21 protein-coding genes are annotated in these 23,437 nt (G+C 61.4%); 11 read left to right on the top strand and 10 right to left on the bottom strand.

The annotated features are described in order from the left end of the window. Positions 1–17: 17 nt before the first annotated feature. Positions 18–752, bottom strand: coding sequence for an SDR family NAD(P)-dependent oxidoreductase (locus AD663_RS11295; protein WP_053213716.1), 735 nt, complete (start codon positions 750–752; stop codon positions 18–20). A gap of 106 nt (positions 753–858) precedes the next feature. On the opposite strand from AD663_RS11295, the gene AD663_RS11290 reads away from it, so the two are divergent. Next, on the top strand, positions 859–1,230 hold the full coding sequence (locus tag AD663_RS11290) for a helix-turn-helix domain-containing protein (RefSeq protein WP_003180860.1): 372 nt from the start codon (positions 859–861) through the stop codon (positions 1,228–1,230). A gap of 46 nt (positions 1,231–1,276) precedes the next feature. Here the strand turns inward: AD663_RS11290 and AD663_RS11285 are convergent, their stop codons facing one another. Then, positions 1,277–2,164 carry a LysR family transcriptional regulator gene (locus tag AD663_RS11285; RefSeq protein ID WP_003180858.1) on the bottom strand — a complete coding sequence of 296 codons (888 nt, stop codon included), beginning with the start codon at positions 2,162–2,164 and terminating at the stop codon, positions 1,277–1,279. Positions 2,165–2,259: 95 nt separating this feature from the next. On the opposite strand from AD663_RS11285, the gene AD663_RS11280 reads away from it, so the two are divergent. Genes AD663_RS11280 through AD663_RS11270 form a run of 3 tightly spaced genes read left to right on the top strand, consistent with a single transcriptional unit; the run spans position 2,260 to position 5,390 of the window. Next, positions 2,260–3,306, top strand: a complete 1,047-nt coding sequence (locus AD663_RS11280) for an Ldh family oxidoreductase (RefSeq protein ID WP_003180857.1) — start codon at positions 2,260–2,262, stop codon at positions 3,304–3,306. 1 nt (position 3,307) lies between these two features. Then, positions 3,308–4,036, top strand: a complete 729-nt coding sequence (locus tag AD663_RS11275) for a transporter substrate-binding domain-containing protein (RefSeq protein WP_053213715.1) — start codon at positions 3,308–3,310, stop codon at positions 4,034–4,036. A 49-nt stretch (positions 4,037–4,085) separates the two neighbouring features. Then, the gene (locus AD663_RS11270; protein WP_053213714.1) at positions 4,086–5,390 is read left to right on the top strand and encodes a CitMHS family transporter; all 1,305 of its coding nucleotides are present in this window, start codon (positions 4,086–4,088) and stop codon (positions 5,388–5,390) included. 86 nt (positions 5,391–5,476) lie between these two features. On the opposite strand, the gene AD663_RS11265 is transcribed toward AD663_RS11270, so the two are convergent. After that, positions 5,477–6,391 carry a LysR family transcriptional regulator gene (locus tag AD663_RS11265; RefSeq protein WP_053213713.1) on the bottom strand — a complete coding sequence of 305 codons (915 nt, stop codon included), beginning with the start codon at positions 6,389–6,391 and terminating at the stop codon, positions 5,477–5,479. A gap of 100 nt (positions 6,392–6,491) precedes the next feature. After that, positions 6,492–7,691, bottom strand: coding sequence for an MFS transporter (locus AD663_RS11260; RefSeq protein WP_003180848.1), 1,200 nt, complete (start codon positions 7,689–7,691; stop codon positions 6,492–6,494). 296 nt (positions 7,692–7,987) lie between these two features. On the opposite strand from AD663_RS11260, the gene AD663_RS11255 reads away from it, so the two are divergent. From AD663_RS11255 to yfcF, 5 genes are all read left to right on the top strand, one after another. Further along, entirely contained in the window at positions 7,988–9,268 is a 1,281-nt protein-coding gene (locus tag AD663_RS11255; protein ID WP_371261175.1) for a cytochrome c, read from the top strand. Then, on the top strand, positions 9,265–9,738 hold the full coding sequence (locus AD663_RS11250) for a (2Fe-2S)-binding protein (RefSeq protein WP_003180845.1): 474 nt from the start codon (positions 9,265–9,267) through the stop codon (positions 9,736–9,738). The genes AD663_RS11255 and AD663_RS11250 overlap by 4 nt, the downstream gene beginning before the upstream one ends. Then, complete coding sequence (locus AD663_RS11245) at positions 9,735–11,972, top strand: molybdopterin cofactor-binding domain-containing protein (RefSeq protein WP_003180842.1); 2,238 nt, start codon at positions 9,735–9,737, stop codon at positions 11,970–11,972. The genes AD663_RS11250 and AD663_RS11245 overlap by 4 nt, the downstream gene beginning before the upstream one ends. A gap of 146 nt (positions 11,973–12,118) precedes the next feature. Further along, positions 12,119–13,231, top strand: a complete 1,113-nt coding sequence (locus AD663_RS11240; protein WP_003180840.1) for an alkene reductase — start codon at positions 12,119–12,121, stop codon at positions 13,229–13,231. A 171-nt stretch (positions 13,232–13,402) separates the two neighbouring features. Further along, entirely contained in the window at positions 13,403–14,035 is a 633-nt protein-coding gene (gene yfcF / locus AD663_RS11235) for a glutathione transferase (protein WP_003180839.1), read from the top strand. On the opposite strand, the gene AD663_RS11230 is transcribed toward yfcF, so the two are convergent. Then, the gene (locus tag AD663_RS11230) at positions 14,032–14,733 is read right to left on the bottom strand and encodes a glutathione S-transferase (protein WP_053213712.1); all 702 of its coding nucleotides are present in this window, start codon (positions 14,731–14,733) and stop codon (positions 14,032–14,034) included. The two genes, yfcF and AD663_RS11230, sit on opposite strands and share 4 nt — an antisense overlap. 138 nt (positions 14,734–14,871) lie before the next feature. Here AD663_RS11230 and AD663_RS11225 point away from each other — a divergent pair, with 138 nt between their 5' ends. Beyond that, positions 14,872–15,444 carry a TetR/AcrR family transcriptional regulator gene (locus AD663_RS11225; RefSeq protein WP_003180836.1) on the top strand — a complete coding sequence of 191 codons (573 nt, stop codon included), beginning with the start codon at positions 14,872–14,874 and terminating at the stop codon, positions 15,442–15,444. A gap of 20 nt (positions 15,445–15,464) precedes the next feature. Here the strand turns inward: AD663_RS11225 and AD663_RS11220 are convergent, their stop codons facing one another. From AD663_RS11220 to AD663_RS11205, 4 genes are all read right to left on the bottom strand, one after another. Then, positions 15,465–17,087 carry an acyl-CoA synthetase gene (locus tag AD663_RS11220; RefSeq protein WP_053213711.1) on the bottom strand — a complete coding sequence of 541 codons (1,623 nt, stop codon included), beginning with the start codon at positions 17,085–17,087 and terminating at the stop codon, positions 15,465–15,467. A 132-nt stretch (positions 17,088–17,219) separates the two neighbouring features. Continuing rightward, positions 17,220–18,776, bottom strand: coding sequence for an aminomethyl-transferring glycine dehydrogenase subunit GcvPB (gcvPB, locus tag AD663_RS11215; RefSeq protein WP_053213710.1), 1,557 nt, complete (start codon positions 18,774–18,776; stop codon positions 17,220–17,222). Next, on the bottom strand, positions 18,773–20,176 hold the full coding sequence (gene gcvPA, locus AD663_RS11210; protein WP_003180829.1) for an aminomethyl-transferring glycine dehydrogenase subunit GcvPA: 1,404 nt from the start codon (positions 20,174–20,176) through the stop codon (positions 18,773–18,775). The genes gcvPB and gcvPA overlap by 4 nt, the downstream gene beginning before the upstream one ends. A 34-nt stretch (positions 20,177–20,210) precedes the next feature. Further along, the gene (locus tag AD663_RS11205) at positions 20,211–21,377 is read right to left on the bottom strand and encodes an ATP-NAD kinase family protein (RefSeq protein ID WP_003180827.1); all 1,167 of its coding nucleotides are present in this window, start codon (positions 21,375–21,377) and stop codon (positions 20,211–20,213) included. Between the two features lie 159 nt (positions 21,378–21,536). Here AD663_RS11205 and AD663_RS11200 point away from each other — a divergent pair, with 159 nt between their 5' ends. After that, positions 21,537–22,139: a TetR/AcrR family transcriptional regulator gene (locus AD663_RS11200; RefSeq protein ID WP_003180825.1), complete on the top strand. Its 603-nt coding sequence runs from the start codon at positions 21,537–21,539 to the stop codon at positions 22,137–22,139. Between the two features lies 1 nt (position 22,140). Here AD663_RS11200 and AD663_RS11195 read toward each other — a convergent pair whose 3' ends face one another. Beyond that, positions 22,141–23,394 (bottom strand): OprD family porin, encoded by a 1,254-nt coding sequence (locus tag AD663_RS11195; RefSeq protein ID WP_003180823.1) that lies wholly within the window; start codon positions 23,392–23,394, stop codon positions 22,141–22,143. Positions 23,395–23,437 lie beyond the last annotated feature (43 nt).

Genomic DNA, 23,437 nt, shown 5'->3' with positions numbered 1-23,437 from the left:
ACCGGCCGGCGAGTGCGTCAGATTTGCGCCAGGCCACCGTCGGCGGCGACTTCGCTGGCGGTCATGAAGCTGCTGTCCGACGACGCAAGAAAGGCCGCCACCGCACCGATCTCCGCCGGATCAGCCATGCGCTGGAGCGGATTCATCGAGGCGAAGACTTTCATGCCCTCTTCGCCTAGCGCGGCCCTCGCCAGTTCGGTCGCCGTCGGCCCTGGTGAGAGCACGTTGACTCGAATGCCGGTGCCTTTGAGGTCCTGCGCCCAGGTCCGCGCAAGGTTGCGCACGGCGGCCTTGCTCGCGCTGTAGACACTGAATGCCGGAGCGCCCGTGGTGCCGGCGCTCGATCCGGTCAGGATGATCGAACCGCCCCGGCCCATCAGCGACAGCGCCTTCTGGACCGTGAAGATCGTGCCCTTCACATTGGTCTCGAAGGTCTTATCGATGTGCTCGGCGGTGATCTCGCCGAGCGCAACCGGGCTTCCCGCCCCGGCATTGGCGAAGACGATATCGAGGGTCCCGCGCTCGGCCTTTACCGCCGCGTAGAGTCGGTCGAGGTCGGCCAGGTCGCAAACCGAGCCTTTCACCGCGCGTGCATTGGGCCCGAGTTCAGCCACAGCGGCGTCGAGCGTTTCCTGTCGGCGGCCGAAGAGGTAGACGAAAGCGCCCTCCTCGATGAAACGCTTTGCTGCGGCGAGGCCGATTCCGGTAGCGCCACCGGTGATCACCGCGGTCTTTCCATTCAGTCTGGTCATGACATACATCCTCTAAAGTGAGCGCAAGCAGGGAATCGCTTGCTTGAGGACCACTATGCAGACCTGATAACCTTCGGACAAGTATGCACCTTTTGGTAAGTATCAAATGACCACACCTATTCAAACCTGCGGTACCGGCGGTTTCTCCTGCGGGCTCGACGCCACGCTGCGCATCATCTCGGGCAAGTGGAAACCGCTGGTCCTGTTTTTCCTGCGCGACGGTCCGAAGCGCTACGGCGAACTCAAGCGCTTGGTCCAGGGCGTCAGCGACAAGGTGCTGATCCAGGCGTTGAAGGATCTGGAGGCCGATCACGTGCTGGCTCGGACCGACTACAAGGAGGTGCCGCCGCGTGTCGACTATGCGCTCACACCGCTCGGTCTTAGCTTGGCTGAAGCGATCGTTCCGCTATGCACCTGGGGAACCGAGCACATGGCGGAAATGACTCGTATCTTCGCCACGCGCGACACGTTGCCCTAGCAAGTGCTTGAAAACCGCTGAGTCGGACACGGTGCCCGGTAGGTCGTTACTGCTTGATCGCGATCAGCAGGTCAAATAGCAGTTGTGCCACGGGTGAGAGTGCTCGTCCGCGACGCGATATCAGCCCCAGGGTCCTGCTGATCGCCGGGTTCGTCAGCGGGCGCGTGACCAGGGTCGCGTGACCCTCCGCCGGCATGGCTAACTTGGGCACCACTCCAACGCCGAGCCCTGCCTCCACCAGGCTGACGAGGGCGGGCACATGCTTCACTTCACAAAAAGACCTGGGTCGTCTATCTCGGTTGGCCAGCGCCTGGTCGATCAGGAAGCGGTTGCCGCTGCCTTGCGCCAGGCTGATGTAGTCCGTCCCGGTCAGGTCATCCCAGGTCAGCGACTCGCATTCGCTTAGCGGATGGCCGACTTGCAGAGCAACCACAAACGCCTCTTCCAGCAAAGGCTGGAACACCACGTCGGCATCCTGGGTGCCGATGTACGTCAAGCCAAAATCCGCTTCGCCCCTGGCCACGACGGTCAAAATGGCAGATGAAGATTCATCGATGACCCGCACCCGGATACCGGGATATTTGGCGTGGTACTGCCGAATGACGTCTGGCAAAAAATACGCCACCGCCGAGGGCACGCACGCGATGGTGACTTCTCCCGAGAGCCGGTAGGCCAAGTCATGAAAACCTATCAACGCATTCTCTAGCTCATTCAATACGTTTCTCGCCCGCGGCAGGAAACCACGACCGATAGTGGAGAGTTCGACTCGGCGAGTCGTGCGCTCGAACAACTGAACCCCCAATGCCAGTTCCAGCTTTTCGACGCGACGCGACAGTGCCGATTGCGACAGGTGCAGCGCCTGCGCGGCAGCACTGAAACTGCCCAGGTCGGCCACCGCGAGAAAACCGCGCAGATCTGCGAGATCGAAATTCATGCGTTTCCCTCATAAATCCATCTTTTATTTGCGTTTCTCTTTTTAATCTCCGCCCCGCACCCTGTCAACTCAGTCGAAATCAATGAGTCATTTCCATGCATAACAACAACGAACCCTCTGCTATTGCTGTTGAAGATGTGCGCCAACTCGGGCGCCTGGCCTTCCAAGGGTTGGGGCTGACCCAAAAGGCTGCCGAACTCGTCTGCGACGTGTTGGTGCTGGCGGATCTGTTCGGTTTGACCACCCACGGTCTGAGCCGCATTGAGTCCTATGGCGAGCGCTTGGCGTCCGGTGGTATCAGTGCCTCAGCCGAGCCGGCGCTAGAGAGTCTGGCCCCCGCCATTGCACGGGTTGACGGCCGCAATGCAGTCGGCCCGCTGGTCGGCATGACGGCCCTGGAAGCCGGGATGAAGATTGCCAGGCAGTATGGAATCGGCCTGGTCCTGGCGCGCGGCAGCAATCACTTCGGGCCAGTTTCGCCGTACTCCTACATCGCGGCCGAGCAAGGCTTCGCCAGCATCATCGGCAGCAACGCGACCACCACCATCGCACCATCAGGCGGCAGTGATGCGCGCCTGGGCAATAGCCCCCTGGGGTTCGGCGTACCCAACCCGGATGGCAATCACTTCATGTTGGACATGGCCATGAGCGTGGTCGCACGCGCCAAGATCCGCAATGCCCTCGCGCGCCAGGAAAGTATTCCCGACACCTGGGCAACAGATGCCAACGGCAAGCCCACCATTGATCCCCGTGCGGCGTTGGACGGCTTCCTGTTACCCATCGGTGGCCATAAGGGATATGGGCTTGCCCTGGTGGTGGATCTGCTGGCCGGTCTGCTCTCGAACGCGGCCTATCTGACCCACGTGAAGTCCTGGGTCGATGCACCCGAAGAACCACAAAACCTGGGGCACTTTTTCATTCTGATCGACACCGCACGCCTTGGCTCCCCGGCCTGGTTGCAGGCGCGGATGATCGATTTCGCCACAATCCTGCATCAAAGCCCGGCGGTCGACGCCGCATCGCCGGTGATCGTACCGGGGGAGATCGAACTGAAGAAGATGCGGCGGTATTTGCAAGATGGCGTGCCGATGGATGCCGCCACCGAACGGCTCCTGGACCAATACGCCAAGCGGGTGGCCTGAAATGAGCCCATCAAGAGACAACCTTGCTGCCCTCTTCAGCACCACTGGCGTACTGCGTGCGTCGATCAATGTGGGCAACCCCATTCTCGCGCGCCTGGACGATAGCGGACATGCAGCCGGCGTATCGGTCGATCTCGCCGAGGCCTTTGCTGCGCAGCTTGGGTTGCAGCTTGAGCTGCATGTGTTCGAGAGCGCCGGCAGGTCCGTGGAAGCGGTTTCGCAAGGCCAGGCCGACTTCGGCTTCTTCGCCATCGACCCGCTTCGTGCCGAACAACTGGCCTTTAGCGAACCCTATGTATTGATCGAAGGCTGCTACCTGGTCCGAGATGACTCACCCCTGGGCGACATAGCTCAGGTGGACAACCCAGGTATCGAACTGGTGGTGGGCGAAGGTAGCGCTTACGACCTGCACCTGACGCGCGAACTGAAGCGCGCCGCGATTATTCGCTCACCCACATCGCCCACCGTCGTCGAGATCTTCCTGGCCAGGGGCGCCGATGTAGCGGCGGGCGTGAAGCAACAGCTCGAGCTCGATGCCAGGCGCTTTACCGGCCTGCGTCTGTTGCCAGGAAGCTTCATGCAGATCCGCCAGGCCATGGGCGTTCCCCATACGTATGGCAGGGAAGCCGCTGAACGCTTGCGCCAGTTCGTCGAGTGGGCCAAGGCCAGCGGCTTCGTGGCCGAGGCCATCAAGCGTCACGGCATCGTCGGCGCCACGGTCGCTGACTGACGGTCGCGCACACCGGCGTCACACACAAATAAAAACAAGAGTATCTGACATGTTGGCATTTCTCGGTTTATCAATGGTCGTGGTATTTACCTACCTGATCATGGCGAAACGGCTTTCGCCCATCGTTGCGCTGGTCGTGGTACCGGTGATTTTTTCGATCATCGCGGGCTTTGCGCTGACCACCGATAAAATGATGCTCGACGGCATCAAGATGGTGGCGCCGTCCGCAGCGTTATTGCTGTTCGCGATTCTGTTTTTTGGTGTGCTGTTTGACGCCGGGTTGTTTGATCCAATGATCAAGATGATCTTGAAGGCCGTGAACGGCAACCCGGTCAAGATTGCACTCGGCACGGCCATCCTGTCGTTGACCACTGCGCTGGATGGCGACGGCACAACCACCTACATGATTACCTGTGCAGCCATGTTGCCGCTGTACAAGCGCATCCGGATGAACCCCATGATCCTTGCCAGCATTTGTGTGCTTTCCTTGAGTGTGATGGGGGGAATGACACCATGGGGCGGGCCGGCAACTCGCGTTATCGCGGTGCTGGGGCTCGATGCCGCAGAGTTTTTCATCCCGCTACTGCCCACCATGGCCGCCGGCGCATCCGGAGTGCTGTACGTCGCATACGTACTGGGACGGCGCGAGCGTCGGCGAATCGGCGTCATGACGTTGTCCAGTGGTGGCGATGATTGCTACATCGACTCGATCATTGGCCATGGCGAACATAAAAAACCAGGCAGGGTGGTGCCCAACCTGATCCTCGTACTGACGGTGATGGTCTGCCTCGTTACCGGGCTATTGAATTCAGTGGTCAGTTTTCTACTGGGCTTCGTGGTCGCCCTGGTCATGAACTACCCACGCCTGGATTTACAGAAAGAACGAATGCTCGCTCACGCCGCGAATGCCATGGTCGTGGTGCTGCTGGTATTTGCAGCGGGGGTGTTTGCGGGAATATTTTCCGGCACCAAGATGGTCGATGCGATCGCGCAATTGATGGTGCACGTTATCCCACCGTCCTGGGGGCATCTATTCCCGCTGGTGGTGGCAGTCACCAGCATGCCGCTGACGTTCCTGCTGTCCAATGACGCTTATTACTTCGGCGTGGTGCCTATCCTTGCCCATGCGGCGGCGGCCTACGGTATCAGCCCGATGGAAATTGCTCGTGCATCCGTATTGGGCCAGCCCGTGCACCAGATCAGCCCGCTGGTGGCGTCCACCTTACTGCTGGTCGGCATGATCGATCGAGACCTCGGAGACTTTCAAAGAGCCACGGTCAAGTGGGCGGTGGTGCTCTCGCTGTTAATGACCATCGCGTCGCTACTGACGGGGGCAATCACGCTGTTCACTTGAGAACAGTGCCAGCCGATGCACTCGAGAGCGGCCTTCGGCCCAGACCTGGCCGCACCCGACCCGGTGCACGTACTCCAGCGGCGCAATCACTGCTCCAGCCCACCAGCACCCAGGATCTCCCCAAGAAAATCGATGAACACATTGATGCGACTGGAGCCTCGGTGATTGGGCAAATACAGCGCATTGATGCAACTGCTCGCACTGCCGGGATTGACTTCGTAATGTTCCAGCAAGCGTGTCAGCCGGCCTGCGGCAACGTCATCGCGCACCAGCCAGTCGGCCAGGAGGGCCACCCCGCCACCCGCGATGGCCGCCTCGCGCAGGATGTCGGCGTTGTTGCTTTGCAGCCGGCCGTGCACGTTGAGCTGGAGGGTTTGCTCGTCGCCCTGGAAGGTCCAGTGTTGATGCGATCCGCCGTAATCGAAGCGCAGGCACTGATGCCCGAGCAAATCATGGGGATGCGCCGGCATTGCGTGACGACCGAGGTAATCCGGGCTGGCAACAACCCAGCGCTGGAAGGTCCCGACCCGTTTGCTGACGATGTCCTCGCTGACCACCGACGAACCGAGGCGCACCGACACATCGATCTGCTCGCTCAACAGGTCACCGACCTGATCGCTCAACGACACGCTGATCTCCAGTCCCGGATGGCGGTCGAGCAGTTGGTCCAGATGCGGCGCGATGATTCGCCGGCCAAACTCGACGGGGACACTGATTCGCAGACGTCCTTGCGCCTCGCTGCCGCGGTCGGCGACCACGGAGTCAGCTTCATCGATGGCCTCCAGGATAGCCACGGCTTTATCAAAGTAGGCTTGCCCGGCGACGGTCACGCTGGTGTTGCGGGTCGTGCGGTTGAGGAGGCTGGCGCCCAGCTCGCTTTCCAGCCCCGCCACCTGGCGAGTCACCGAAGACGTGGAGATCCCGAGTTTGCGCGCCGCAGAGGAATAACCACCGCAACGCACGGTTTCAACAAACATCTTCAATGCCAGCAACTTGTCCATAAGCGGAGTCCGGTCGAAAAGGAACGGGGCTGATTGTGCCTCACCGTTCGCTCGCCGTCTCGCAGGACCGTGCTTCGCCGGGCTCCTCGGTGCCTGTTGATCAGGCATCTGCCTTGCGGCTCATGAATATCACCAGGGCCAAGGCAGGCAGCACGGCGATTGCCATCGCCGAGTGGCTCCAGCCGAAATGCTCATAGAGCGGGCTCGCCACCAACGATCCCAAGGCACCTCCGACGAAGATGCTGGTCATGTACACCGCATTCAATCGGGCCCGGCTGTGCGGGTCGATGGAATACACCTCGCGCTGGCCCAGCACCATGTTCAGTTGGACGGCGAAATCCAGCAGCACCGCGCACACCACAAGCCAGATGTAACCACTGCCGGGCAGCGCAGCGATCAACAAGGAGACCGGCGCCAACAGCAGCGCGACCAGTGTTCCGCGACGGCCATGGCCGGCATCGGCAAGGCGTCCGGCGATAGGCGCCGCCACGGCACCGACGGCGCCCACCAGGGCAAAAATCGCAATCTGCACCTGGCTGAAGCCGTGATGACGCATCAGCTCGATGGGTGCGAGGGTCCAGAACAGGCTGAAGCTGGCGAACAACAATCCCTGGTACAACGAACGTTGACGCAGGACCGAATGGCGCCGAGCCAGCGCGAACACCGAGCCGATCAGCGCCGCGTAAGTCGCCCGATGCGTCGGCACGCGGCGCGGCAACGCAACCGCAGTGATCATCGCGATGACGGCCATCAGTGCCGCCGCACTGAAGAACACCCCGCGCCAGCCGAACACGTTGACCAGCAGGCTCGACAGCGGACGCGACAGCAGGATGCCCAGCAACAGGCCGCTCATGATGTTGCCCACCACGCGGCCACGGGTCGCTTCAGGCGCCAGGTGCGCCGCCAGCGGCACCAGGATCTGCACCGCGACCGATGTGAGGCCGATCAGCAATGACAATACGAGGAATATCGACGGCGAATGCGTCAGCCCGGCACACAACAGGGCAACGCTCGACGCGAGTGTGAAGCCCACCACCAGGCGCCGGTTCTCCGCAAGGTCAGCCAGCGGCACCAGCAACAACAGGCCCAGTGCGTAGCCAAATTGGGTCAATGACACGATCAGGCTCGCATTGGCGCTGGACAGGCCGATCTGCGGCGCGATCAGTTCGACAATCGGCTGGGCGTAATAGAGATTGGCCACGACCGCGCCGCAGCAGAACGCCAGGAACGCGACCATCAGGCCGGAAAGTGATGCGGATTGTTCGGCCTTGGCCGTCGCTGCGGGATTGCCCATGAGCATGATGACACCTCGGTAGGTTCGGGAAAGTGATGCCAAGGCTAAGGGCCGCCGTCAGTTGGGAGAATCCATCGCACCGGCAACGCAGTGATGCGTGGCACGCAACGCCAGCGGTGTTGCGCTTGGCGCAACGGGCCTTTGCGCGATCCGCTGATACTCCGGCGCGCGGCTCTTCTCTACCCTTGGGCACTCGGCGCAGGACTTCCCATCGGCGCCCTTCCCCGGTTGCCCAAGGAGCCGTTCATGACCTCGAATCCATTCTCAATGTTCATCGCGCCTGCCTGGCGCCTGGAATGCTCATGATGGGCATTTCCATGAGGTCCAGGCCGCTATGGATCGGCGTCGCGGTCCTGGCTTCGATAGGCGCGATCGGTGCCGCCCTGCTGATGTGGCGCCCGGCGATTGCGCCCATCGAGCGCCCGCGAACGTTCGATGCCGCGCAGTTGCAACGCGGTGCGCGAGTCGTCGAAGCGGGTGATTGTGCGGTCTGCCATACGCGCCCCGGCGGTCCGTACATGGCCGGAGGGTTGCCTCTGGTGACGCCGTTCGGCACGCTCTACAGCACAAACCTCACACCCGATCCGCAGACGGGCATTGGCCAATGGTCATTGCCGGCGTTCGAGCGGGCGATGCGTGAAGGAATCGCCCGCGATGGCCACTTCCTGTATCCGGCGTTCCCGTACGTTCATTACCGGCGCATGACGGCGGGCGACATTGCCGACGCCTATGGGTATTTGATGAGCGGCCCGGCCGTGCACTCCCCGGCCCGGCAAAACCGTATGAATTTCCCGATGAACATCCGGCCGCTGGTGTCGTTCTGGAATTTGCTGTTCCTGCACGGACAGCCATTGACGCCAGTGGCGCAGCAATCCGAGGCATGGAACCGCGGGCGCTACCTGGTCGAAGGCCCCGGCCATTGCGCGGGCTGTCATTCCCCGCTGAACCTGATCGGTGCCGAGAAGTCCGGCGAAAGCCTGGCCGGCGGATCCGTGGATGGCTGGGACGCGCCTTCGCTGCTGGGCATGAGCCGTCGCGCCAATGGGTGGAACAACGAACAACTGGTGAACTACCTGCGCGGCGAAGTGGTGGATGGACATGGGACTGCTGCCGGCCCGATGCGTCCGGTCAGCCTCAGCCTGGCGCGCTTGCCGGTCGGCGACGCAGAGGCAATCGCCGAGTACCTGCTGAGTCTTCCCGCCAGGGCTGCCGTCACCGAGATCCAACCCGGCGCCAAAAATATCGAGACCGCCGATCAAACCACCGGCGCCCTGCTGTTCGCCAGCGCCTGTGCCGGCTGCCATGGGCCGGCCGCACCGATGCGCGAAATCGACGAGCGTCCGCCGTTGGATCGTACCTCAACCCTGCAAGCGCCGAGCCCGCGCAATTTCCTCAAGACCGTGCTCGAAGGCATCCCCGCAACGCCAGGCAGTCCGGGACCGGTGATGCCGCCGTTCGCCGACAGTCTCGACGACGCTCAACTCAGCGCAATCGCCGCCTACCTGCGCCGGCAAGCCAGACCCGAGCAAGCCTGGACCGACCTTTCCCCCATTCTCGAAGCGATACGTCAGGAGACGAAATGACCCAAGTCACGCTCAACGTCAACGGCTCGGCCCACGCATTGGACCTCGATCCCGACATGCCGCTGCTCTATGCGCTGCGCAACCACCTGGGGCTCAACGGCGCCAAGTACGGGTGCGGCCTGGGACAATGCGGCGCTTGCACGGTCATCGTCGATGACCAGCCTGTATTTTCCTGCGTGACCCCTTGCGCAGGCCTTGGCGGCAAGCAGGTTCGAACGGTGGAAAGCCTCGGCACAGCCGACCATCCCGGCCCGTTGCAAGCGGCCTTCATCGACAAACAGGCGGCCCAGTGCGGCTACTGCATCGCCGGGATGCTGATGCGTGCGCAGGCATTGCTGGAGAGCAACCCTCATCCGGATGAACAGACCATCCGAGAACACATGTCCGGCAACCTGTGTCGCTGCGGCACCCACTTGCGAATTATCGACGCGATCAACCAAGTTGCCAGGCAAAACGGGAGTGTTTTATGACCGGGATTAAAACCGCCGATTACAGCCGCCGCGCGTTTTTGCGGGGGAGCGCCTTGTTGGTGGCATTTACGCTGGCGCCAGCGGCGCGACGTGCATGGGCGGACACCGAAGTCGATACCCTTGGCACGGTGGTGCTGGCTCCAGACCTGCCCGGCAGCCTGCGCACCAACCCCTATCTCGATGCCTGGATCCGCGTCGACCCAGACGGCATCACCGTCTACACCGGCAAGGTTGAATTGGGCACTGGGGTCAAGACTGCTCTGCTGCAAATCGCCGCTGAACGCCTGGAAGTCTCCCCGTCGGCGATCAACTTGCTCACCGCCGACACGGCGCTGACACCCAACGAAGGCTACACCGCCGGCAGTCACAGTATTTTCGACAGCGGGACCGCGCTGTTCAACGCGGCGGCGCAAGTGCGTGAACTGCTGCTGGAGTCGGCGGGGCGTAGCTGGGAAGTCACGCCTGCGCTGTTGACGACCCGGGACGGCATCATTCTCGGCCCCAGCGGACAACGCATGGCCTACGCCGACGCCGTCAAGCACGTCGATCTGCATCGCTACGCCAAATCCGATTCGCCGGCACCGCCTGCGATGCCATTCAAACTGATCGGCCATTCGCTGCAACGGCTGGATATCCCCGCCAAAGTCAGCGGTGGCGCCGCGTTTGTCCAGGACATCCGTTTACCGGGCATGCTGCACGCTCGGGTGATTCGCCCACCCCGCCCCGGCTGTACCCTGCAGGGCTTTGATGCGGCGTCGATCGAAGCGCTCTCCGGGGTCGTGCAGGTCATTCGCGACGGCAATTATCTTGCGGTGGTGGCGCGGGATGAATGGCAAGCGATCAAAGCGATGCGCAGCGGATACGAATCGGCGCGCTGGAGCGGCGGACAAGCCATACCCGAATCCGCAGACATCCACGCGTTGCTCAAGCGCCTGCCCTCACGGCCCTATCCGATCAGCCATGAAGGCACGGCCAAGGGCGCGACCGACATTCGCTACCAGGCCCGTGTGACCAAGCAATACCTGATGCATGGCTCCATCGGCCCGTCCTGCGCCGTGGCCTGGTTCAAGGACGGCACCCTCACGGTGTGGACTCACACCCAGGGCGTGTATCCGTTGCGGGCCGGGATCGCCGAGATGGTCCGGCTCCCTCCCGAGCGCGTTCGCTGTATCCACACCGAGGGCTCCGGCTGCTATGGCCACAACGGCGCAGACGATGCGGCGGCCGACGCCGCGTTGATTGCCATGCGAATGCCGGGCATGCCGATCCGGGTCCAATGGATGCGCGAGCAGGAAAACCTCTGGGAGCCCTACAGCTCGGCGATGGTCACCGAGGTCGACGCCAACCTGGATGCGCAAGGTCGATTGCAGGACTGGCACTACGAACTGTGGACGACGCCGCACAACGAACGCATCGTCAATGCCGGACGACTGCTGCCGGCGCGACTGCTGGCTCGACCGTTCGCGTCCGCGCCTTCGGTGCCCATCGCCCAACCTGAAGGCGATGGCGATCGCAACGCCGTGCCGCTGTACGAGCTGGCTTCCACCCGCATCGACATGAATTTCGTCACGCAGATGCCGTTTCGCACCTCGGCGATGCGCTCGCTGGGTGCGCACATCAACATATTCGCGATCGAAGCGTGTATGGATGAGCTCGCCTCCAGGGCCGGGGTCGACCCGGTTGCCTTGCGCTTGGCCCACCTGGTGGATCCCCGGGCACGGGCCGTGGTGGAGCGGGTTCGCGACGCCATTGGCTGGCCGCAAAAAAGCGACGAACCTGGCGCCGGTATCGGTTTCGCGTTTGCTCGGTACAAGAACATCATGGGCTATTGCGCCATCGCGGTACGTCTCCAGGTACACCCGCAGACCGGCGAAATACACGTCGATCATGTGGTCACGGCGGTGGACGTCGGCCAGATCGTCAATCCCGATGGCCTGCGCAACCAGGTCGAAGGCGGGATCGTCCAATCCACCAGTTGGACGCTGTATGAAAAAGTCTCCTATGACGCCGGGGGTATACGCAGCTACGACTGGAGCGGCTACCCGATCCTGCGTTTTGCACAGGTGCCCAGGAAAGTTGACATTCATCTGCTCGACCAACCGGGACAGCCGTTCCTGGGCGCCGCCGAAATCGTCCAGGGTCCCATGGCCGCCGCCATCGGCAACGCCGTGGCAGACGCCACCGGCCGACGCTGGTTGAACCTGCCCCTGACCCGCTCGGAGCAGCCCTCCTGACCTGCCCTGCGTTGCGCTTCACGCAACGCAGTGTTGGGCTTTGCACGGATTATCAAGCCGCCTCCCGCCGATTAACTTAAGTCATCCGGTGCCTGACCCAACGTCCGACGCCAACTTGCTTCTGCATCCAAAACTGGAGACACCGCATGACTCAGCATCTGTTCCAACCTATCGCAATGGGCCCCTTCACACTTCCTCATCGCGTGGCGATGGCGCCGCTGACACGCTCTCGCGCCGGGCAACCGGGCGACGTTCCAACGGCCATGAACGCCGAGTATTACCGTCAGCGTGCGAGCGCCGCGTTGATCATTACCGAGGCGACGCAAATCTCCCGGCAGGGCCAGGGCTATGCCTGGACGCCGGGCATCTACAGCGCCGAACAGGTGCAAGCCTGGCGTGAAGTCAGCAGCCAAGTGCACAAGGACGGTGGCCTGATCTTCATGCAACTCTGGCATGTGGGCCGTGTGTCCCATCCAAGCTTTCAACCCGACAACGCAAGCCCGGTTGCCCCAAGCGCACTGCCGGTGCCGGGCAAGACGTTCATCGTCGACGCGGATGGCAATGGGGTCTGGAGCGACGTACCGGTGCCACGAGCACTGCAAGCCCCTGAGATTGTCGACATCATCCACGACTACCGCCGGGCCGCGCGCAATGCGCTCGATGCAGGAATGGACGGCGTGGAAATTCATGCAGGCAACGGTTACCTGCTGGACCAATTCATCAACAGCAACAGTAACCAGCGCGAGGATGCCTACGGCGGAAACCTGGAAAACCGCGCACGGTTGCTACTGGAAGTGGTCGCCGCCGTCATCGATGAAGTGGGCGCAGAACGGGTAGGCGTACGCCTCACGCCGATGGGACGCTTCATGGGCATGGGCGATGAAACACCTCAGGCGACATTCGGCTACATCGTGAGTTCGCTGAATCAATGGAAGCTGGCCTATCTGCACCTCGTCGAGCCCGCCGTGGTTGGCACCGTCAAGGACGAGCACTTCGATCCGCGCTGGGATGAAATCATCGGCCAGTTGCGCGCGGCATGGGACGGTGTGTTGATGATCGCCGGTGGCTATGACCCCGAGACAGCGGAACAGGCGCTGATCGACGGTCGCGCAGACATCATTGCGTTCGGCAGACCCTTCCTGGCCAATCCAGACCTGCCACGGCGAATTCGCGACCGGCTGCCCCTTAATTCGGCGGACCCGAGCACCTTCTTTGGTGGCGATGAGCGTGGGTATGTGGATTATCCGGTTTATTCCTGAGCCGGGCTCGGCGGGTTTCGGGGGGATGCGAACGGAGGCTGAATCACCTGCGCTCAAATAAAGGCATTTGGCAGCGCATTCCGGCCAGGAATACGCCCATGAAAATCATGCATTTTATTTATCGCCTCGGAACCCGTAGCGTGTCTCCTTCCTGCATATGGAGATGAACCCGTGAATAATGCCCGCCTGCGCTTGTACGTCGATGCCCAGTTCACCAGCCCTTACGCCCTGTCGGCTTTCGTGGCACTTCGCGAAAAGGGCATCGAATTCGACATGACTCCGTTGGACCTCGACACCCTCGAAAACCAGGCCGAGGATTATGCCAGCCTCTCCCTGACCCAGCGGGTCCCCACGCTCGTACATGGCGACTTCGCCTTGTCCGAGTCGTCGGCGATCACTGAGTATCTGGACGATGTTTTTCCGCTGATACCGGTTTACCCAAAAGACCACCGGCAGCGCGCGAAGGCACGGCAAGTCCAGGCGTGGCTGCGCAGTGACCTGCTGCCCATTCGCCAGGAGCGATCCACAATGGTGGTGTTCTATGGTCTCAAGTCCGGGCCTCTATCACCCGCTGCCGAGTCGGCGACGCGCAAGCTGATCGGTGCCGCACAAGCACTGCTGGCGGACAGCCCGGAGTACCTGTTCGGCCAATGGTCGATTGCCGATGTCGACCTGGCATTGATGCTCAACCGGTTGATACTCAACGGCGACGCCTTGCCCACCGCGCTGGTGGAATACGCGCAGCGTCAATGGCAACGACCCACCGTACAGGAGTGGGTCGGCCTGCTGCGTCCTGCGATCTAGTTTTGCGGTGCGCCACGCTCAACCATCGCCCGCCATTGCTGCACGCTGGGACGCTCCTGCATCCGGGCGTGCCACGCGCGCAAGGCTTCACATTCCTCAGGCACCGGCAGTTTCACCAGGGAGGCGAAGATCATGCCGCCCAGGACCGCTATATCGGCCATCGAGAATTTGTCGCCGGCAATGAAGGGTTGGGTTTCGAGCAAGTTGTCGAAATAGTGCATGCCTCGGATGGCCTTGTCGCGCATCCGACCGCCCCACTCGGGGTTCTGATAAAGCTCGACCTCCGGCCCCAGCCCGGCGGTGGCGTGATGGAAGTACACACTGACCGCATCGAGAAATTCGATTTCGGCACGTTTGGTCATCATGTGGATGACGCCCTTCTCGACCGGCGTTTCGCCGGTAAGCGTGGGGCTGCCATCCAGCGCATCCAGGTACTGGGTAATGGCGGTGCACTCGGCAATGAGCGTGCCGTCGTTCAACTCCAGCACCGGTAGCGTCCCGGAATAATTGATCGCCAGAAACGCTGGTTTCTTGTGCTCACCTTTCCACAAATCCACCGGGACAAATTCGACGCGCGAAAGCAGGCCTTTTTCCGCCAGGGCAATGCGTACGCGGGCGGGGTACGGACCATCGAACCAGTCGTGGACTTTCATCATTGGGATTGCCGAGGTATCTGGCTGAGGTTTTGAAGCGCTCATTTCTTTCACCTGCCTGTCAATTGGTAGGCAAAGCTTGGCTGCTCATTTTTACCCTGTCAACCCCTACCTTCCAATTGGCAGGTAAACGCTTGTGCGAGTAGAATCGCCGTTACCAGATCTATCAGCGAGGAGTTGAGAGTGACCGAGAACGCGCGCGAAGCCATCCTGGAAGCTGCCAAGGCAGCCGCTCAGGCGCATGGCTACAACGGCATCAACTTCCGCAGCATCGGCGAGGCAGTGGGGATCAAGAACGCCAGTATCTATTACCACTTCTCAAGCAAGGCTGACCTGGGCGCCGCCGTCGCCGAACGTTATTGGCAAGACGCCTCCCGCCTCCTGGAGGCGATACGCGAGGCCGATCCTGACCCGCGTCACTGCCTGCAACGCTACCCGTCGATCTTTCGCAAGTCGCTGGAAGACGGCAACCGGTTATGCCTGTCGAGCTTCATGGCAGCGGAATACGAGGACCTGCCCGAAACAGTCAAAGTCCAGATCAAGGCGTTTGCGGACATGAACGTCGCATGGCTGGCGAGCATGCTGGCCGAGCTCGGGTTGGGCAGCCCGCAGGTGTGCGAGCGGCGCGGCCGCGCCATCTATACCGCGATCGCCGGCGCCCAACTCATCGCCCGGACGCGACTCGACATCGGCCTGTTCGATGACCTCGTCCTCAGTTATCAGGAAGCGGGATTGATCCCAACGGCAGATGGCTGAGGTCCGCTACAGAGATTGCCTCAAAGTGCCTTGGCCCAATCGCGCAGCACATACTTCTGGATCTTGCCCGTCGATGTCTTCGGCAACTCGCTGAAGACCACTGTTTTGGGCAGCTTGAACCCCGCCAGGTGCTCACGACAGAACAGGATGATGTCCGCCTCCAGGATGTCCTGATGTCCGGGCTTGAGCGTGATGAAGGCACAGGGCGTTTCGCCCCATTTTTCGTCAGGGCGGGCAACCACGGCGGCTTCCAGTACCGCAGGATGCCGATAGAGAACGTTCTCGACCTCGATGGTGGAAATGTTCTCGCCACCGGAAATGATGATGTCCTTGAGACGATCTTTGATTTCGACGTAGCCGTCGGGGTGACGAACCGCCAGGTCGCCGGTATGGAACCATCCGCCTTTGAAGGCTTCCTGGGTGGCTTGCGGATTTTTCAAATAGCCCTTCATGACGGTGTTCCCGCGCATGAAAATTTCGCCGATGCTGGTCCCGTCGCAGGCGACCGGCTGAAGGGTTTGCGGATCAGCGACCATCAGGCCTTCCAGGGTCGGGTAGCGCACACCCTGGCGCGATTTGATCCTCGCACGCTCGTCCACTGATCGCTCATCCCACTGCGCGTGCCAGGCACACACCGTCACCGGGCCGTAGACCTCGGTCAGGCCATAGACATGAGTGATCTTGATGCCCATGGCCTCGACGGCTTCGATCACCTTGGCCGGCGGTGCGGCGCCGGCCACCATCGCACTGACCGGGTGATCAATCGTGACCCTGGAAGCGTCCGGCAAGTTGACCAATGCATTCAGGACGATCGGCGCGCCACACAGGTGGCTGACCCGGTGTTCACCGATCAGGGTGAGAATCTTCTGCGGATCCACGCGGCGCAGAAAGACGTGAGTACCGGCCAGCGCAGTCACTGTCCACGGGTAGCACCAGCCATTGCAGTGAAACATCGGCAAGGTCCAGAGATACACCGGATGATTTCCCATGGCCCAGGTCATCTGATTGCCCAGTGCATTGAGATAGGCCCCACGGTGGTGATAGACCACGCCCTTGGGGTTCCCCGTGGTGCCTGACGTGTAGTTGAGGGAAATCGCCTGCCATTCGTCGTCCGGCCATGGCCAGGCAAACGCTGGGTCGCCCTCCTCCAGAAACGCTTCGTAGTCCAGCGGGCTGATGGCGCGGCCTTCGCCGAATTCTGGATCGTCGACATCGACCACCAATGGCGGTTTCGACAACAGACTCAACGCCTCCTGGACAACACCGTGGAATTCACGGTCGGCGATCAATACCTTGGCCTCGCCGTGTTCAAGCATGAAGGCGATAGCCTGGGCATCCAGGCGGACGTTCAAGGTATTGAGCACGGCGCCGATCATGGGCACGCCAAAATGAGCCTCGAGCATCGCCGGGATGTTGGGCAGCATCACCGCCACGGTATCGCCCTTGCCGATCCCCCGCCCGCTGAGCGCATCGGCGAGCCGTCGGCAGCGTTCGTACGTCTGCTGCCAGTTACGCCGTATCGAGCCGTGGATCACCGCCGGGTATTGGCCATACACAGAGGCCGTGCGCTCGATGAAGCTCAGTGGCGACAAAGCCATATGATTGACCGCCGAGGGCGCCAGGCCCGTTTCGAAAATCGACATGATGTTTTCCTGTAGGAAGGCCGCCAGCCTGTGCTGTCATGCTGCTACCTTCGATGGCTGATTGTTAGCTCTGATCAGGTTTCATGAGCGGCCTCGCCTGACCGACGGTGCCGCTACGCGGATGATCCTGGGTCAACTCGCCTGCTTTTTGTTTTTGCGCAAGAACGCGCGCCAGGTCATGGCCCAATGTTGCGGGTCGTCCAGGGCGGCACTCTTTAGCCTGTGGATCGCCTGGTTATGCGGCGCTGTCTTGACGATTTCCGGGGTCGAGTAGGCCTCGTCGGAAATCCTCGCAAGCACGGCAATCCAAGTATCCAGCGCTTCTTTGCCATACATTTCCCCCGGTTCTGGCGTGAACGGCTCCGGCACCAGCCAGGGGTGATGGCTGCTCCACATCGGATCGATGCCGAAATCGCTCATGCGATTCTGCACATCATGGACGTCAACCCCGGTGTCTTCCTTGAGCTGCTCGAGACTGTAGCGCGTCATCTCCATACGCGGGCTCGTTGCTTCGGGGTGAGACCGGGTCACGCCTCGAATCGCCAACAGCCCTTTTTCCATGTAGTTGTTGGCCAGGACGGAGATATCAGAGGCCTGCGCCATGCCTTCTGCGCCCATCGCCCGCGACCAGGCGTAGGCCTTGAGAACCACCGGAACGTTGCCCCAGAACTCGCGTATCTTGCCGGTGCTCTGCGGGCGATCATGATCGAGGCGATAACGCTCCCCGTCGAATGTCACCACCGGAGCCGGGAGGAAAGGCGCGAGCTGCGCCGAGCACCCATAAGCTCCGACCGCTGGCCCGCCTACGCCACTTTTCGGCGCGCCGAAGGTCTTGTGCAACATGAACATGCATGCGTCGAAACCGAGTTCACGGGCGCGAATCCTGGTCATCGCACCGTTGAAGTTGGCGTGATCGTAGAAGCACAAGCCGCCCGCCTCGTGCACCACCCGCACCCACTCGCGGATCTCGGGGTTATACACGCCCATGTCATCGGGATTGTTCACCATCAGCGCTGCGGTGCGATTGGACACCGCAGCCTTGAGCGATTCGAGCGACGGGTAACCGTTCTCTTCAATCATCAGTGTGACGACCTTGAAGCCGGCAGCGGCGGCAGTGGCGGCGCTGCTCGGGTGCGTCTGGATCGTGGTGATGATCTCGTCACGCTGCGCCAACTCGCCTTTGGAGGCGTGGTAGGCACGGGTCACCGCGCAACTGGTGTAAGCGGCATCGGCACCGCCACCCGCTTGGAAGATGAACTGATCCATCCCGGACAATTCACGCAGGATCATGTCCATGCCATGCACCACTTCAAGTGCGCCTTGCAAGGTGTCCTCGTCCTGATAGGGATGCACGTGGGTGATTTCCGGCCGCCATGCCATCGCCTCGTTGATCTGAGCGTTGTATTTCATGGTGCAGGTGCCGAACAGACTGATATTCATCATGCCCAGGGTCTGCTGCGACAGGCGCAGATAGTGATACAGCACCTCGGGCTCGGACATTTCCGGCAATGCCGGTTTGCGCGAACGGCGCATCTTGGCCGGAACCAGATCGGCGCCGCTGCCGACGGCCGCTTGCACCGCTTCTTCTGCGGTGGAAAAAATCACCCCACGGCGCCCGGGATAACCCATTTCCAGAATGACCGGTTCGCTCCAGACGGGAGCATGGTATTGCTTGAGTGGTGTGTTCATTGTGCGATGACCCCTTTGAGTGCAGCGGCCAGACGCTCAAGGTCCGCCAGTGTGTGAATCTCCGTGACGCAGTAGAGGGCGCTAGCCCCCAGTTCTGGAAAGTCCTGCGTCAGGTCTTTGCCGCCGAAAATCCCCTGCGCCAGAAGCTGCTTGTTGATGTCCTTCACGCTGAGCCCGGTTGCGGAGAAATCCACCACGAACTCCTTGAAAAAACCGCTCGGGAACGTGACGCGCACCCCAGGGATTTCGCCCAGCAGCTTCGCCGCGTAGTGACTCCGCTGCAGGATGAGATTGCCCACGTCTTCAAAGCCTTTTGGCCCCATCAGCGCCATGTAGACCGCATTGGCGATGGCCCACATGTACACCGAGTGCCCGGTCCAATCGTTGCCCTTGTCGCGTAAGCCATAGGACGACTGCTCGAACAGGCTCAGGCCAAAGCCGTATTCGCCGGGCTGCGTGGTCTCGCCGATGCTGATGAACAGCGTCGGATACTGGTGGGCATAACGCTCTTCGTCCCGCGTGGCGATGAAGCCACTGACGCCGCCGCCACAATGCATATGCACCCCCAGCGGTTGGGTGGTCCCAACGACGATGTCCGCTCCGAAATCGATCGGTGCGGCCAGCACGCCCAGGGAAATGGGATCGACACCGACAATCACTTCAGCCCCCGCCTCGTGGGCAATAGCGGCGATTTCGGCACCCTGCTGCTCGATCACGCCGAAATAGGACGGCGTCTCGAAATAGACCGCCGCCGTTTGCGCCCCTATCGAAGCTCGTAGGTGACTGAGATCGAGCAGGCCGGTTGCCGGATCGTAGTCAACGAGCCGCACGGTGATATGGCTGGGCATGTCGATGGGTTCGCAGTAGTTGCGGATGATCGACAGCCGTTCCGGATCGATGGCGCGCACCACTGCCACTTCGTTGCGCCCGGTGATGCGCGTGGCCATGCGAAGGGCATGGCCCGCAGCGCAGCCCCAACTGCGCACGGGCAGGCCAACCAGGTCCATGTTCAAAAGCTCGCCGAGCTGGCTGCAGAATTCGAACCAGGCTTGGTTGCGACCGTGATCAGAGCTCGGTTCGCCGAACACCGACGTCAACCACTCGTTGCGCCGTACCACTTCGTCACACGCGGCAGGAACGTGATGCTGCCAACAACCGGCGCCGAGAAAATTGAGGTTCTGCTCGCAGGTTTTATTCTTCGACAGCGTGCTGATCAGATGCCGACGCAACTCGCTCTCGTTCAGTGTTGGCGGCAGGTTGATCGGACGTTGCAGGCGATGAGCCTGTGGAATTTGCTGGAACAACGCCTCGATGCTGTCGACACCGATCGAGTCGAGCATTGCTTGCTTGAGTGCAGGTACGGAGTTCGCCATGTAGGGGTGGGCGACATGATTGCTCATGGGGTTATCCTCGGTTTGCGGGTGGGACAAATGATCAGGATCGGACCCTGAAGAAAACGGACCGCTCGGGCCCGGTGTGCACTTGCAGGTAGCCGCTAAGCAGGGCATCGACTTCGGTGTCCCCGGTGTCGACACGCAAACAGCCGGCCTCCAGCGACAGCAGCTTTTCCATGGGGGCGACGACAATGATGTTGTCGCGCCCTGCCCTGCGGATGACCTCGGCGCTGAGCTGCTGATTGCCACGCCCAAACAAGCTGCCATGTCCCCCCAGCACGCCGACGATGATGCGGGTTTCGTGGTCCTCCATGAGCTGGAGCAATGCCTGCTCGTTGAGGTCGGCACCAACGAGAGCGCCGTCTATTACCGCGTCCACGCCGAGCAGCGTCGCCGACAAGCCCAGCGCATTCATGACCCGTCGCGTCGTTGTGCCAGGCCCTAGCAGATAGAGACAGCCGGCTCTCATTTGGCGAGCGATCTGCCGCGACACGGCGTCGAGCGCGAGATTCGCATCAGGTGCTGAGCCCGCCTTGGCGTTTTGTGCCAGGTGGCGCTCATGAGGGCTGAGCGCGTAGCCATAGAGCCGTGTCGATACCTGATCGCGGCGCATGGCATCCTCATCGATGTCCATGACCTCGGCCTCGCGAACGCGCACCGAGCGCTCTGCGGCGATGTATCGCGCCGCAAGGTGTCCTGCGTTTTGCGGGTTGGTCGCGAAAACCGCCGAATACATTTTCACGCCCGTCGGGATCCCCAGGATGGGCACTCGGTCACTGACCATGCCCAACACATCGCGTGCCGTGCCGTCTCCCCCTGCAAAAAGCAGCAGATCGACCGAGGCATATGCCATGACCAGCGCGGCATTGCGCGTGTCGTCTGGCCGGTTCGACCCGGGCGTCGAGCGGTACACCACGACAGGGTCGAGGCCTGCGGCGCGCGCGGCCTCTTCTCCCAGCGCCCCAGAGCCGGTGATCAATCGAAATGGCACCTTCGAGACGGCAAGACGCTTGAGCGCCAGGCAAGCCCGTTCGCTTGAGACTGGCTGCGCGCCACGGCGCAGCGCTTCGAGCAGCACATCGGGACCGTCCGTGCCTTTCAAGCCCACGCGCCCACCCATGCCGGCGACGGGATTGACGATCAGCCCAATGGTCTTGCCCTCGCCCAGGCTCGAAAGAGAAACATTGAAGTCGCCCTGCTCATGCATCGATCGGTATCCTGTACTGGCTTTACGGCGTTCCAGCGCCTGCAAACAAGTCGCCAGGCTGATTGCATACGCCTCGTATGTGAGACACAATACGACATACGCCACGTATGTCAATTCGCATACGCCATGAATGTTAAATTTTTTTGAGGACGTCGACCGATGGCGCAGAAGCGTGCGGACATGATTACGGAGACTCGCGGCAAGCTCATCAAGGCGGCGCGAGAGGCATTTGCAGCGAAAGGATATGCAGACAGTTCGATGGACGATCTGACCGCTCAAGCCGGCCTGACACGCGGGGCGCTGTATCATCATTTCGGTGACAAGAAAGGTCTGCTACAGGCCGTCATCGCCCAGATCGATGAAGAAATGGTGAAGCGCCTGTCAGCGATCATCGACGAAGCCGCCACGACCTGGGACGGCTTCATCGATGAGTCCATCGCTTATATAAAGATGTCCCTGGAACCGGAAATCCAGCGCATCGTATTTCTCGATGGACCCGCCGTACTCGGCGATCCATCGCAGTGGCCCAGCCAGAGCGCCTGCATCCGCAGCACTCAACGCAGCCTGCAGCGACTGCTCGATGAGGGGACGATCCGCACGGTCGACACCGAAGCGACAGCGCGCCTGATCATGGGCGCCCTGCTCGGGGCTTCGTTATGGATGGCCAATGCGCAGGATCCTCACCTGGCCTGCGACAAAGTCGTAGAGGGCTTCCTGGCCCTGGCTTCCGGACTATTGCTGACGGACACCACGGCGCGCTGACCTACCAAAGGGCAACATCGTAGGTAAAGTAGATCCGGTTGCTGTCACGGCCCCTTGAAAAATCCGAGCGGTAGACGTAGTTGCGCAGCTTCACGCCCAAGCCCTTGAAGCTGCCCTGCTGCACCACATAGGCGATCTCGGCGTCACGTTCCCACTCGTTGACGGTGGAATCGGACTTGCCGTCGCTACCGCTCAGGTAGCGAGTGGAAAAGGTCAGGCCGGGAACACCGAGGCGGGCAAAATCGTAGCCGTAGCCGAGCATCCAGGTCTTCTCGTCTTCCTCGATGAACTTGCCGATACCGACGTTGCTGAAGGAATAGACCGTGGCACCGCTGACGTAAGGCAAGCCTGCCCCGCCGCTGAGTTTCTGGTAGCCAGCGCTCAGCGTGTGGCCGGCAACCGCATAGGACAGCAGGCCGCTGAGCATGTCGTTGTCGATCTTGCCTGCGTAGGCCGTCCCCGAATCGACGCTGTGGAAGTAACGCAGGTCGCTGGTCAGCACTCCGGCGCCAAGGGGCAGATCATGCTGGATGCCGGCAAAGTTCTGGCGGTAGAAGTTCTCCAGCTCACCGTAGAAATAGCTCAGCCGGAGGTTCTTTCCCAGCTTGTAGTCGGCACCGGCATAATTGAAATCCCCTGACTGATCGCCCGCATATCCATCGGGGACAATCGGCATGCTGTTGCTTGAGTCCCGCAGTTTGAAACGTTCCAGATGCCCACCGGTGAGCGCCAGATTATCAATGTCCGTACTGCTGATTTGCGTGCCCTGGTAGGTCTGGGGCAACAGCCGTGCGTCGTTGTAGACCAATACCGGAGTCTTGGGCAGCAAGGTACCGTATTTGAGTGTGGTCTTGGCCAGCCTGGCCTTGGCGGTCATACCCGCGCTGGCGAACTCGTCGGCTGCGCGACCGTCATCCTGCACCGGCAGCAGACCGGTGCCGCTGCGGCCACGTCCAGAGTCCAGCTTGACGCCAAGCAGACCCAGGGCGTCGACACCAAGACCGACGGTGCCGGGTGTGAAACCTGACTGGTAATCCAACAGAAAACCTTGGGCCCATTCGGTGCGTTCGCTCTTGGCGGTCCTTGCCGCTCGGGCGCTCATGCCATGCTCGTCACGGAAATTTTCGTTGAAGTAAACGTTGCGCAATTGCAGCTTGAGCTTGCTGTCGTCAATGAATCCCTCGGCGCTGGCGGTGGCCAGTGGCAACAGGCCGAGCATTGGAAACAAAGCCCCACGGATAAAAAAACCGGTCATGTCGAACTACTCGTTGTTGTTATTGAGCGCGCAGGCCGGCGCG

This window comes from Pseudomonas sp. Q12-87 (genome assembly GCF_001269755.1).
GTDB classification, from domain to species: Bacteria; Pseudomonadota; Gammaproteobacteria; order Pseudomonadales; family Pseudomonadaceae; genus Aquipseudomonas; species Aquipseudomonas fluorescens_S.
This window is presented reverse-complemented; position numbering and strand designations above follow the sequence as displayed.

Coding starts and splice junctions, on each gene's coding strand:
- AD663_RS11295 (WP_053213716.1), bottom strand. CDS start 752: ATGACCAGACTGAATGGAAAGACCGCGGTGATCACCGGTGGCGCTACC.
- AD663_RS11290 (WP_003180860.1), top strand. CDS start 859: ATGACCACACCTATTCAAACCTGCGGTACCGGCGGTTTCTCCTGCGGG.
- AD663_RS11285 (WP_003180858.1), bottom strand. CDS start 2,164: ATGAATTTCGATCTCGCAGATCTGCGCGGTTTTCTCGCGGTGGCCGAC.
- AD663_RS11280 (WP_003180857.1), top strand. CDS start 2,260: ATGCATAACAACAACGAACCCTCTGCTATTGCTGTTGAAGATGTGCGC.
- AD663_RS11275 (WP_053213715.1), top strand. CDS start 3,308: ATGAGCCCATCAAGAGACAACCTTGCTGCCCTCTTCAGCACCACTGGC.
- AD663_RS11270 (WP_053213714.1), top strand. CDS start 4,086: ATGTTGGCATTTCTCGGTTTATCAATGGTCGTGGTATTTACCTACCTG.
- AD663_RS11265 (WP_053213713.1), bottom strand. CDS start 6,391: ATGGACAAGTTGCTGGCATTGAAGATGTTTGTTGAAACCGTGCGTTGC.
- AD663_RS11260 (WP_003180848.1), bottom strand. CDS start 7,691: ATGCTCATGGGCAATCCCGCAGCGACGGCCAAGGCCGAACAATCCGCA.
- AD663_RS11255 (WP_371261175.1), top strand. CDS start 7,988: ATGATGGGCATTTCCATGAGGTCCAGGCCGCTATGGATCGGCGTCGCG.
- AD663_RS11250 (WP_003180845.1), top strand. CDS start 9,265: ATGACCCAAGTCACGCTCAACGTCAACGGCTCGGCCCACGCATTGGAC.
- AD663_RS11245 (WP_003180842.1), top strand. CDS start 9,735: ATGACCGGGATTAAAACCGCCGATTACAGCCGCCGCGCGTTTTTGCGG.
- AD663_RS11240 (WP_003180840.1), top strand. CDS start 12,119: ATGACTCAGCATCTGTTCCAACCTATCGCAATGGGCCCCTTCACACTT.
- AD663_RS11230 (WP_053213712.1), bottom strand. CDS start 14,733: ATGAGCGCTTCAAAACCTCAGCCAGATACCTCGGCAATCCCAATGATG.
- AD663_RS11220 (WP_053213711.1), bottom strand. CDS start 17,087: ATGTCGATTTTCGAAACGGGCCTGGCGCCCTCGGCGGTCAATCATATG.
- gcvPB (WP_053213710.1), bottom strand. CDS start 18,776: ATGAACACACCACTCAAGCAATACCATGCTCCCGTCTGGAGCGAACCG.
- gcvPA (WP_003180829.1), bottom strand. CDS start 20,176: ATGAGCAATCATGTCGCCCACCCCTACATGGCGAACTCCGTACCTGCA.
- AD663_RS11205 (WP_003180827.1), bottom strand. CDS start 21,377: ATGCATGAGCAGGGCGACTTCAATGTTTCTCTTTCGAGCCTGGGCGAG.
- AD663_RS11200 (WP_003180825.1), top strand. CDS start 21,537: ATGGCGCAGAAGCGTGCGGACATGATTACGGAGACTCGCGGCAAGCTC.
- AD663_RS11195 (WP_003180823.1), bottom strand. CDS start 23,394: ATGACCGGTTTTTTTATCCGTGGGGCTTTGTTTCCAATGCTCGGCCTG.